The organism is Agromyces humi (assembly GCF_009720255.1).
Lineage (GTDB): Bacteria > Actinomycetota > Actinomycetes > Actinomycetales > Microbacteriaceae > Agromyces > Agromyces humi.
This window is the reverse complement of sequence record NZ_WJSP02000585.1, coordinates 1-1,694: the sequence shown is the minus strand read 5'-3', so window position 1 is coordinate 1,694 and position 1,694 is coordinate 1. Positions and strand designations below refer to the sequence as shown.

The 1,694-nt window shown below is 72.0% G+C and carries 2 protein-coding genes; both read right to left on the bottom strand.

Features of this window, described 5'->3' with window-relative positions; genetic code table 11:
• Window positions 1-167 precede the first annotated feature (167 nt).
• On the bottom strand, window positions 168-1,208 hold the full coding sequence (locus GH736_RS22550) for an aliphatic sulfonate ABC transporter substrate-binding protein (RefSeq protein ID WP_159607221.1): 1,041 nt from the start codon (window positions 1,206-1,208) through the stop codon (window positions 168-170).
• Window positions 1,209-1,259: 51 nt separating this feature from the next.
• Window positions 1,260-1,694 (bottom strand): ATP-binding cassette domain-containing protein (locus GH736_RS22545; protein ID WP_159607219.1); only part of this gene is annotated, 435 nt, incomplete at its 5' end.

Below are 1,694 nucleotides of genomic sequence, written 5' to 3'. Positions count from 1 at the left end.
CGGTCCCGCGCCGCCGGCGACACCACCGACGACCCGTACCGCCCGACGACGACGGTCGCGCCGTCGGACGTGCGGGCGGACGTGCCGGTCGGGTCGGCGATCGGCTCGGCCGCGGCATCCGTGTCGGTCATGTCTCTCCCCGGGTGAAGCAGGTCAACTGGAGCGGATCAGCTGAAGCGGCCCGCGTCGGCCTGCGTCACGAACTCGTCGTTGATGATGGTGTCGAGCGCGTCGTCGACCTGCTGCTGGGTGGGCACGTCGCCGAGCTCGACGAAGATCGGGCCGATCTTCTCGAGCACCTTCACCTGTGCGTCGCCGGGCACGGGGTCGACGTCGAGGTTCGACCGCTCGGTGATGACCTTCGTGGCGACGGCCTCGTCGAGGCCCGCGACGCCGGCGAGGATCTCGGCGGTCTCCTCGGGGTTCTCGGCGGCCCAGGCGCGGGCCGTCTCGTAGGCGTCGACGACGGCCTGCGCGACCTCGGGCTTGTCGGCGAGGAACGACTCGGTGGCGTTGAGGAATCCGTAGCTGTTGAAGTCGACGTTGCGGTAGAAGAGGTTCGCGCCCTGCTCCTCGGCGCCGGCCATGATCGGGTCGAGGCCCGCCCAGGCGTCGACCGAGCCGTTCTGCAGGGCGGCCCAGCCGTCGGCGTGCTGCAGGTTCTGCACGGTGATGTCGGAAGCCTCGAGTCCCTCGGCCTCGAGCGACTGCAAGAGGAAGAAGTAGGGGTCGGTGCCCTTCGTTGCGGCGACCTGCTTGCCCTTCAGGTCCTCGACGGACGTGATCGGGGAGCCGTCGGGCGCGACGAGGGCCGACCACTCGGGCTGCGAGTAGATGTCGATAACCTGGATGGGCGAGCCGTTCGAGCGGGCGAGGAGCGCGGCCGAGCCCGCGGTCGAGCCGACGTCGATGGCACCGGCGCGCAGGGCCTCGTTGGCCTTGTTCGAGCCCGCCGACTGCACCCAGTTGACCGTGAGGCCGGCGTCCTCGAGCCAGCCCTGGTCCTTGATGATGAGGCTCAGCGGGTTGTACGTGGCGAAGTCGATGTTCAGGGTCTGACCCTCGAGCGAGACGGCCTCGCCCGAGGCGGTCGACGTGGGCTGGGGCTCGGCGGCCTGGCCCTCGCCGGCGACGCATCCCGAGAGCAGCAGGGCGGTGGCGGCGGCGCCCGCGACGAGCGCCGAACGGAGGAAGGGGGTGCGGGACATGCGGCTCCTTGACTGGTGCGATGGATGCGACGGCGCGGGGCTGTGGCGCCGTCAGTACGGGTAGTGCGGGATGGTCGTGGTGGTCTCGACGCCGCGGGCGGCGCCGTGCCGGTCGATGCCGAGGCCGTCGAGCAGGCGGCCGCGCAGCTCGGCGAGCTCGGCCGACCCCCGGTCGCGCGGCCGGTGGCCCGGTACCACGATGGTCTGGCGGATCAGGGCGCCGGGCTCGTCGCCGTCGCGACCCAGCAGGATGATGCGGTCGGCGAGCTGCAGCGCCTCGTCGACGTCGTGGGTGACGAGGAGCACGGTGGTGGGCTCGGCGGCGTGCACGTCGAGCAGCAGGTCCTGCATCTTCAGGCGGGTGAGCGCGTCGAGCGCGCCGAACGGCTCGTCGAGCAGGAGCACGGCCGGATTGCGGGCGAGCGCCCGCGCGAGGGAGGTGCGCTGCGCCATGCCGCCCGAGACCTCGCGCGGCATGGCGCAGCG